The organism is Candidatus Poribacteria bacterium, assembly GCA_021295755.1.
Classification (GTDB): Bacteria; Poribacteria; WGA-4E; order WGA-4E; family PCPOR2b; genus PCPOR2b.
The window spans coordinates 40,994-50,618 of sequence record JAGWBT010000132.1; the positions used below are offsets into that span (position 1 = coordinate 40,994).

At 48.4% G+C, this 9,625-nt stretch carries 8 protein-coding genes; 1 reads left to right on the forward strand and 7 read right to left on the reverse strand.

Annotated elements, in window-relative coordinates; all coding sequences use genetic code 11:
• Positions 1–82: 82 nt before the first annotated feature.
• Entirely contained in the window at positions 83–976 is an 894-nt protein-coding gene (locus J4G02_17690) for a nucleotidyltransferase domain-containing protein (protein MCE2396370.1), read from the reverse strand.
• A gap of 72 nt (positions 977–1,048) precedes the next feature.
• Complete coding sequence (locus J4G02_17695; protein MCE2396371.1) at positions 1,049–1,921, reverse strand: phytanoyl-CoA dioxygenase family protein; 873 nt, start codon at positions 1,919–1,921, stop codon at positions 1,049–1,051.
• Between the two features lie 232 nt (positions 1,922–2,153).
• Here J4G02_17695 and J4G02_17700 point away from each other — a divergent pair, with 232 nt between their 5' ends.
• Positions 2,154–3,953, forward strand: a complete 1,800-nt coding sequence (locus J4G02_17700; protein MCE2396372.1) for a RecQ family ATP-dependent DNA helicase — start codon at positions 2,154–2,156, stop codon at positions 3,951–3,953.
• A gap of 115 nt (positions 3,954–4,068) precedes the next feature.
• Here J4G02_17700 and J4G02_17705 read toward each other — a convergent pair whose 3' ends face one another.
• Genes J4G02_17705 through J4G02_17725 form a run of 5 tightly spaced genes read right to left on the reverse strand, consistent with a single transcriptional unit; the run spans position 4,069 to position 9,312 of the window.
• Entirely contained in the window at positions 4,069–4,407 is a 339-nt protein-coding gene (locus tag J4G02_17705; GenBank protein MCE2396373.1) for a hypothetical protein, read from the reverse strand.
• 18 nt (positions 4,408–4,425) lie between these two features.
• Positions 4,426–5,535, reverse strand: a complete 1,110-nt coding sequence (locus J4G02_17710) for an XdhC family protein (GenBank protein ID MCE2396374.1) — start codon at positions 5,533–5,535, stop codon at positions 4,426–4,428.
• Between the two features lie 24 nt (positions 5,536–5,559).
• Positions 5,560–6,417 (reverse strand): hypothetical protein, encoded by an 858-nt coding sequence (locus J4G02_17715; protein MCE2396375.1) that lies wholly within the window; start codon positions 6,415–6,417, stop codon positions 5,560–5,562.
• A 52-nt stretch (positions 6,418–6,469) separates the two neighbouring features.
• Positions 6,470–8,974 (reverse strand): hypothetical protein, encoded by a 2,505-nt coding sequence (locus J4G02_17720; GenBank protein ID MCE2396376.1) that lies wholly within the window; start codon positions 8,972–8,974, stop codon positions 6,470–6,472.
• Between the two features lie 17 nt (positions 8,975–8,991).
• The gene (locus J4G02_17725) at positions 8,992–9,312 is read right to left on the reverse strand and encodes a hypothetical protein (GenBank protein MCE2396377.1); all 321 of its coding nucleotides are present in this window, start codon (positions 9,310–9,312) and stop codon (positions 8,992–8,994) included.
• Between the last annotated feature and the right edge of the window lie 313 nt (positions 9,313–9,625).

Consider the following 9,625-nt stretch of genomic DNA (forward strand, 5'->3'; position numbering starts at 1 on the left):
ACGCAAAACCGTGCTAAAGCAATCTGTATCCAAAGCACAAATGCTTGGGCTTTAGACCTAAAGGATTTTTTGGTAAATTAGTTTATACGTTAATCAGCATCTCAATCTCGGTGATAAGGGTTTCTAGTTCACGAATAGTTCGCTGCCTCCCGTTCTCATCGAAGGGTCCCTCAAGGAGTTTGGCGTATCTTTCAAGAAAATTGGGAGGTAATACCCTCAGCTTTTCGTATTCCACCTCAGACCGTTTGACCGCTGGATCATATTTTTCATTAGCGGCAAACAAAAAGGTGTAAAGTGCATCACACATTCTGTGAAAAAAGAAATGGAAAAATGTGAGACCAAATCCTCTCTTGCTCCCGTCCTTAAGTTCCGCAAGACAATCTTTCAGCGTGTGTAAACTGTCTGAAATCAACCTTTGTTTGAGTCGAGCCGGATAAGGATAGAGGCAACCAATAAGACGTTTCAAGCATGAGCAAGGATCATACAGAATGATACCGTTTTCCAAAAGCCCAAGCATCGTATAAGGCCGGAATTTTTGTTCAGGAATAGAGGTCGCCCCCTCCTGTGTGACCCGCCTGACAACGGTACTAATCCAGTCCATCGTGTTATACGAAATCTCAAACAGAATCTCATTCATGCGGAAAGAATCGCCTTGTGGAGACCACTGATTATCCCACCCCGCAGCGGTGTCGCTCTCCTCAAAGTGGCTAACACCTTGGACATCTTCTAAGATTCGCCGCCTCTCCGACGCTGATACAACTTTAGGTTCGCAGAACACGAAAAGATCTAGATCCGAGTATTCATCAAACGTGCTCATCGCATACGAACCGAAGCACAAGATCGCTCGCACACCCTCCAGTCTTGCGAGGCTCTCGACGATAAGGGCGGTTTTGTTGTGGACGAGATCGATCGGTTTCATTTTCCGCTGATGGAGCCCCTTTTCATTTTTCATGGTGAAGTCTAAAAAAATAGACACTTTCGCCCCCGGTAGGCGAGGTTTCCAACCGCACCGCATAGGCACAGTTGGAAACAGTGCCTACCAAACTTCTCATTCTTCGGTGTAGGGACGAAAGCCGCGAACCATCAGCCCACGGTCTTCATTCGTTCTCTTCGCTTCGGCAGCGCGTTTCTCTGATTCTGCACGGTTTGCAGTGGTGGTGCCACCAATAACAACGTAATCATCTACCCGCCGGTAACGGTTAATGAACACCGGACGCGGCTTGTTTGAGTGGTTCTGCTTGGAGCCGTGAATCATCTTGACGTGGAAAAAGATGGAGTCTCCCGCTTCACCAACGATCGGCAGCGCCCGTTCCCAGGGCCATTGGTGCGAAAAGGTATCAATATGCTTGAGTTGACCGAGTCGGTGCGAGCCGGGGACGACGTGCAGCGCCCCATTTACCAGATCGGTATCCACCACATAGTTCAGAATTCCCACGGGACCTTCATAGCGGTGTTCAAAGTAGGCGGAATCCTGATGCAGATGCTTTGGATGCCCACCGACCGGCTCTTTATAAAGGCACTGGCCGTTGCCGTAAACCTCGACAGCCTGCCCCAGAATCGCCTCAACAAGGTCTAACGCACGCTCATCGAGTGCGGAATGGAAAAACGCAGCGCTGGTATGATAGTTGATTGCTAAGACCATGATCTGTTTATCACGGGAGTAGCCGGGCGGTGCGGGTAAAAACAGGGTCCCGTTTGGCGTTCGCCAACCCTCCACAATTTCTTCTGCTGAATCAAGTCCAGCGATTGATTCGGCGGCAGCCGCCTCAATGTCTCGGTGGATCTCATCGATGTACGGTTTCATTAGCCCACGGACAACGAGCGCACCATGTTTCTTAAATGTTTCTGCAGCCGCCTGGGGGTTTAAGTCGTCCGCAAATACCTCTATATCTTCAACTGCTACAGTTGAGTCTGTTGCCATAGGTGGATCTCCATATTGAAAGGGGGATGCTGTTATAGGTTCAAGAGCATAGCACACCCACCTCAATTTGTCAAAAAAATGATGTTAGTACTCATTGATATTATACCAATTCCTTACTATGGTGTGTAAAAAATAAACAGTGCTGATTTTTCATTACTTTTGCGGCATTTTAATCGCCCCGGACGTAGTTGAGTGATTCATCGCCTGTTTGGCCGAAGAAAGGAGTTTCCCATTGATTATCACCATAATCCGTACAATAATTGATAACTGGTTTAAGCAAAGGAGTAAAGCACCAAACAGTATCTCGAATGATCTACCAGACCCACGGGTAGCGTTGAAGCAGCATTTCGGATATGACGATTTCCGTGAGGGGCAATGTGAGGTAATTGAGAAACTTCTATTGGGCAAAAATCTGCTCGGTGCTTTTCCAACTGCGTTTGGAAAATCTATCTGTTACCAGTTGCCGGGCCTGATGTTACCCGGGCTTACAGTGATTATTTCGCCGTTAATCTCGTTGATGAAAGATCAAGTAGATACCTTGCAAGGAAGGGGAATTGATTCGATAGGCTTACTGAATAGCAGCTTGTCCCCTGAAGAATATGGACAGGAATTGAAGCGATTGGTGGACGGTGAAATTAAGCTGTTGTATGTGTCGCCCGAACGGTTCCGGAGCCGCCGATTTTTGAATACCTTAAGATCGCATAAGATTTCGCTGTTCGTGGTTGATGAGGCACACTGCATCTCTCAGTGGGGGCACGATTTTCGACCGGCTTATCTTGCACTTCGGACCGCTATCCAAGCGGTGAAGCCCGGTTCAACCGCACTATTCACAGCGACCGCAACACCAGAGGTGCAGGAGGACATTGTAAACCAACTCCAAGTTGAGAAATGCGAGACCATAATCCAGAGTGTAGAGCGTCCTAATCTAAAGTTCAGCGTTTGCGAGGTGCCGGGCGAACCGGAGAAATATCAGTTACTTACAAAGCAGTTGGAACAACTCACCGGGAAAGGGATTGTGTATGCTGGTACGCGGCGGCAGACGGAGGAAATCGCGGAATATCTCAAGCGAAAGGGACACCGTGTTGATTTCTATCACGGCGCTAGGGAGGAATCGGAACGGACGCGGGTCCAAAATGCATTCTTCGACGATACAGAGGCCGGCATCAAAATCGTGGTTGCGACCAACGCATTCGGGATGGGGATTGATAAGCCTGACATCCGGTATGTTATCCATTGGAACATCGCGGGATCGCTCGAACACTATTATCAGGAAGCGGGACGTGCAGGACGGGATGGTGAGGATTCACAGTGTATTCTGTTCTTCTGTTCAGGTGACCGGCGTTTACACGAACATTTTATGGAGGAGAGCGCACCGAACAAGCCAGACCTTTTGAAGCTGCTAAAGCTAATCGAGAAGTCGCCACTAGTCGGCAAGTTCCGGCTGGTCAAAGTGCAAAAGATAGAATCCACAAATGACATTGATGAGAGCAAAATTCGGGTGGGGATTAGTTATCTCGAAAAACTCGACTTCCTCCAAAGGATGTATAACATCCCATCAAGCATATCCGTAAATCTTATCAAGGATTCAAATGGCACGTCGCGGGTATTGGACAGCCTACGGGACCAGTCAACAATCCAAGTCATAGATTTTTGCCAAGAACACAACCTACAGCCAAACGAATTGATAGAGGAGTTGACCGACCTCCAGAGCGATGGGGATTTAAGATACTCCGGTGCAGAGGACACGATGTTGATTGAGTTGTATCACGGGAGTAAACTATTTGATAACATCTCTGAGGAAAAAATAGGAGGGAAGCAATATATCCAAAACAAGCGGTATCAGCTTGATCGGATGATTCGCTATGCGAGAACGGATAGCTGTCGAGGCAAGATGGTACGTCAGTATTTCGGGGAACAGGTCGATAACGATTATCGCTGCAACCTCTGCGACATCTGTGATCCAAGTCTCCTCAATGCCTACAATTCACTTATCGCAGAAGTTACTAGCGGCGGGGATCAGTTATGTGGATAGTCGGGGGCAAGAGGCTTCAAGATATCACAACGCCGTACCCGGTAGGCCGGGCATCTTCCCCGCCCACGGAGGTAGGAGGCTCCATTTACGGGAGCAAGATTCGATTAACCGTTTATTACCAAGATGAACGGCGAGTTCTGAGTTTTTCGAGATATTTCGCTGTGCGCTTAATCTCTCGATTTGCAGCTTCATCGGCTTTGCGTTTTGCCGATGTTTTATCGTTGTACTCCAACCCCCACGAACCTTTTCTGAGGCGTTTGAGGGTAAATTCTCCGCCCGCTTGTTGGTTCACATAGTCAAGCAGGTTTCGCAAGATCCAGTAAACATCGGACGCAGCATACTGGAGATCGCTGTCAGAACCCTGTTCCCCGATAAAGTCTAGGGCGAGTTTCGCGAACTCAGTGACCTCTTTTGCAGCGTAGCTTTTGTCGCCATCTAACTGAATTGTCACCATCGTTCTGCCTCGTAGCGCTTACGTGCCGACCTTAATCGTGGGCATTCTCGCCGGTTGCGCGTCAAAATGGATGTCTGGTTTCGTGCTATTACGGACCTGGATGAGTTGTGCAGCGATGCTCACTGCAATCTCTGGCACCGTTTTGGAGTTGATATCCAATCCGATCGGCGCATACACTTTCGCTAATGTATCTTCTGAGATACCCATGTCTCTCAAATCATCGTAAATCAGCTTAATCTTCCGACGGCTGCCAATCAGCCCGACATAGCGCGCATTCGACTCAATGACACTGTGGAGTGCCTCCTCATCGTGCTGGTGTCCCCGTGTGACAATCACGGCGTAAGTCAGATGGTCAACGGGATACTTTCGCAACTCCTCGGCAATATCGCCGATAATGATCTCGTCGGCTTCGGGGAGCCGTTCTTCAGAGGCAAAATCGGCACGGTCATCGACGATTGCGACGCCAAAACCGAGCCACTTGCCAAGATGGCATAGGGCTTGCCCAACATGGCCTGCGCCGGCGATTAGCAGCGTGGGACGTGGCTGCACTGCATCCATGAAGACCCAGACCGCCCCCTCCTGCCACCGAAACACACCGGGCGCATCCTTCTCCAAGACCTCCATCAACTCTTCCTGGATTGCCGTTTCCAATGCTGCATCCCCCAACGAACCGACCTTTTCGCCATTGGCAGCAAACAGCATCTTCGCGCCGACTTGGATATCGTCTATCTCACTTTTAACAATCGTGGTAGAGACAAGCGGGATTTTTGCCTCCGAGAGTTCCTGCAACCGGGTTAATATCAACGACTCCTGTTCGGTTTGGGGCAGGTCAATGAAAATTTTCATATTCCCGCCGCAGATGAGACCGTCATCCCATCCGTAGTCGCTGTCTAATTGAAAATCGAGCAGACGTGGGACACCTCCTTGCATCAAACCGATCGCCTGTCGCCGCGCTTCTGCCTCTACGCAGCCGCCGCCGAGCGTCCCGACATTGCGCAGGTCTGGCAAAATCAGTAACTTGGACCCCGGCTTTTGTGGCGTAGACCCTTTCGTTTCCACAACTGTACAGTAGGCACCAATCTCGTCGGACTCAATTAATTCTATGACTTTCTGATATATATCTCTCATTTTTCTTCCCTCGCATCAAGCCAGCTAAAATATCCGTTGTTCTTTAACACTCTTTGCTACCAATTGGGTGAACTGTTCCCGCTGAACGTCAGTCAAATCGAGTTGCAGAGTCGATTCCGCTCCGCCCTGACCAACTTGGGTCGGAACATTGAGATAAACCTGCGCCGTACTCGATTGGATCAGGGAACTGACGCACATGATTCGCTTCTTATCCAAGGCAACTGCTGTGACCATCTGTGAAATCCAAGCCGCCAGCGTATATGGTGCATCTATGGTGCTAGATTTTTTATGTCTCTCCTGCACCGCGTCCGTCAACGCATCGATCTGCTTATCGCCTAACAACTCTCCTAACGGTATACCATTCACACGACAGTATTGCGGAAGCGGGTAGATCGTCTCGTCATTCCCGATCGCAAGAACTGCAACATCTTGCATAGAAACGCCCAACTGATGGGCAATTTGAGTTTTCAGATACGCACACCCTATCCCACCGGAAAGGCCGATCACTTGGCTTGCTTCCGCCTCAAGCTCACGGTAAACGTAAAAAGCAAGCAAACATGCTAAAGACATCGCGACGACAACTCGTGCCTTCGGTGCATGACGTTTGATGTGCCGAGCAAAATGTTGCGCTAACAAGGTATTCGCTCGACGTTGCGCTTGAATAGGGTGTGATGCGTGGGGAAGTAGAATTACAATCTGTGAATCTGCTAGTGCCGACCAATCGTGAGTTACACGCAGTTCCGTGTCAGCTCCCCCAACTGCAGCTGCTTGTTTTAGATCTTGGAGCGTATCCCGGAGTGGCACTAGCTTATCATCCACCCAAACGACTGTTGATGCAACAGGAGCAATACAACTTCCCCCTCCAAGGAGACATATCTTCATTTCAACTGCAACCAATCCAAAATTTGGAGTTTGAAAACTTCAGTAAACAGGTTCACATAAGCGTTTCAATCAGCGTCTGGAAGTTTTCTTCTAACAATTCGCGCTGTTTATTCATCTCAGATTCAGGGGTGAGCTTTGTTTCGAATAACCGCTCGTAGCGCTCAACGTATTCTAGGAGTGCTTCGACCTCCTTTTCGTAACAGATGAGCGAGGATAACACCTTCTCTTTAATCAGGATTGGCAACTCTGTTTCTGTAATCTGTGTCAGTTCCCACCGCCACAACTTTTCAGAAATGTAGCTTGCATATCGTTGCAGCGGATCGCCCTCATAGCCTGCGTCTTGGAGAACTTTTAACTCTAGGAGTAGGTCTACGGCGGTATCAAACACATTTGCCGAAGCAGCCTCTGCATCCGTGGGGTCAGGAAAGATCCTTCTCAACTTCGTCAATGCACGCCCGGTAGTGGAAATAGGCAACTTATTTTCAAACAGGAACGCACGTAAGTTTGGATATTCATCGGGCGATTTCACGTTCTCCAGCCACGTATTCTCGATCGGTGGCAGCGATTGTAAGTCAAAATTCAGCACCTGATGCTCTCGTATCTGATTGATCTGCTGAGAATGTGGAGTTATCGCTGTCTCCAGTAGCGTTAGTGGCGCATTGGTATAGGAATTGAGGAACTCTATAAGTTCGGCAATCTTCGGTTTTTCCTCCTCGATCGCTGCTATCACTTTTGCAGCGGATTCGGGAGACTGACCCTTTTTCCGTCCTTTTTTCCCTTTGCCTTGCTTTTTGGAGGCTTTAGGATTCGTTGCACGGACCAGTTGTTTATCAAGCGTCTGTTGGTATGTTAGCAATTCTTCACGAAGTGTACACAGGGTGGTATCGCTATGAATTTGCAGCATGTTAGGTGTACTAATCTCCTGCAGCCCACGACCAATTTTCGCTTGTAAGGCACGGTCAAGATTCCGTTTCAGCGTATTTAGATCTCTCTCATTGCGTATAACAATTTTTCCACCAAGCACGAGATCCATCAACCGCTTCGATTCTAACGGGAGGCTGAGATTGATGTCGCAAATTGGCTGAAAACCTTCGCAGAGATACTCTCGCACTATCCCTTCAGTGAGTATTGTCCATAACGTCCTATAATAAGGTTCATGCCCGCTCCGTTCTCCCGGCGTATTCTGAATCCAACGTTTTATCATAGGAAAATTGTCGTGGAGGCGACTCAGAACAGACTCAAACAGCTTCTCCGAAACCCCAAATCCTTCAAAGGTATTCCCTCTTCGGAGCGAGATGTTGCGTGCTCCCGAATTTCCGCCCGGAGCAGTAGAGTGCTTAGGCATCAACAGAACGTCGGACAACGGTTTAAGAATGGATTCAAATTGTTGCTGATGTCTATCCGCAAAATTCGCGATCTCCAGCAATTCTATCCATAAGTCCCGAAGCCTTTCAGTCTGTTTGGGATGGATAGCCGGATTCAGCGCGAGCCGGTGAAGTCGATCACGTACTGTCTTGTCTGTCCACTCTGGCAAGCGAATTTCATCTAAAAGTTCACCCTCCTCAAGTACCATCAATTCAACCGTACGGAGCAGCCCGGTTTCAATAAAGTGCTTTTCAAACACTAGATCGTAGAAAAGTCCGGTCGCCTGATCCAGCACTTGATTCGCCAATTTGTAGCCAGCTAGGATGAGATGCCTGATAGTCGTTTGACGCGAATCCTGAAGTTGCCATGTCTCAATGATTGAATCAATACTATTTCTAAGCGATTCTTTTCTAGATTCTACATTATCTTCGCCTAGGTGTTCATCAATATATTTTCCAAAAAATTCGCCGAATTCAAAGAGCTGATTTCGCAGTTCGTCAATCGCCAGGTCATCCCAAACCCTCTCATAAATCCGCTGTCCCGGTTGGAGCGTAAGTGCTTGAAGCCGACTATCGATACGCCCCTGGAAATTCGTCATGATTTCATGTGCGCACTGATTCGCCTGCGACACATATTCATCCATAATCGAGGAGCATTCGGTAACAGCTTCACGGATCGCATCGTAGTCACCATTGAGAGCGGTCACAACGAATTCGACATTGTCCGGAGACAGCGGGTTATAGACAGCTGCCGTTGGGAATACCCCTATCGGTCTTAAGCCTTGTACAGGCTGAGGCAATTTGCTCTGCCCGTCCTCTTCCTGTGCCGGTTTACCTTGGAAATACTCACTAAGCCTTAAACAGTAGTTAATGTCGAGCAGATCGGGATATTGTTTGATATGCGTCCGATGAATGACCAAGAGCTGATCGTGGTCGCTTTTCGTCACTGAGTTGAGCAGCTCATCCTCGTTCAGATGCACACCATGAATATTTGTCTGTTCTGGAATGATGACTTTCGCTAATCCGGATAGGGGTTCTTGAGATGACGCGAGGATATAGCCGCCGGTTTTGACAGTGGTTGGTATCGTGAACTCAACTTTCAAAACCTCTTGTACCATCTCCGATAACGTCAGGGATTTGCCTAGATGTACGGTGGTAATATCTTTGAGAACACCATCGGCGAAGTCCGTCACTTGACGTGTGTTACGCTCTAGCTCTTATCCTTCGCCTCCGTCGCAACTTTGGCTTCATCGATCCAAGAAATCCAAGCGCCGGGCCGCGGTCTCATTTTGAGTGTCAACTCGCCATCCTCTGAGTCGAAGCCGGGGAGAATTTGCCCTTCGGACGATTTCTTTGGCGTCCAAATGAGCAAGTATTTGTCATTCTTCGCGCCAAGTCCCATCCCAAAAGTGTCACCCCAACTCAACCGTCCTTCAACGCTCGCTTTTATCTTGTCTGTTAAAGAGAAAAGAGAATCTGAACTAAGGTTTAGGGATAGGTCTTGAATTTGATTCGGTTGATCTTTGTCCAAAGTCATTTCCTAACATATTCCATAAAAAATGGGCAATTCTTTCCCGTACTGCACCTCAGAGGTATGGAAAGTCTTGCCCTAAAAGTTCATGCCAAGATGTGCGTGCTTTTCGTTTAAGTATCAGACTAAAAATCTTTGCACACTCTGTCGGGTGGAGTCTAACCCTCACGTGCCTGCCGGGCAGCCACCCCTCCAAGTAAACTCATGTTCGGGTACTTACGAATCCGGATGAAGTCCTTGTTCGGGGATGTCATTATTAGCTATCAGCATCTCTCGATCAAAGATGAAATCTTTCCGCGAACCACCGAGAACT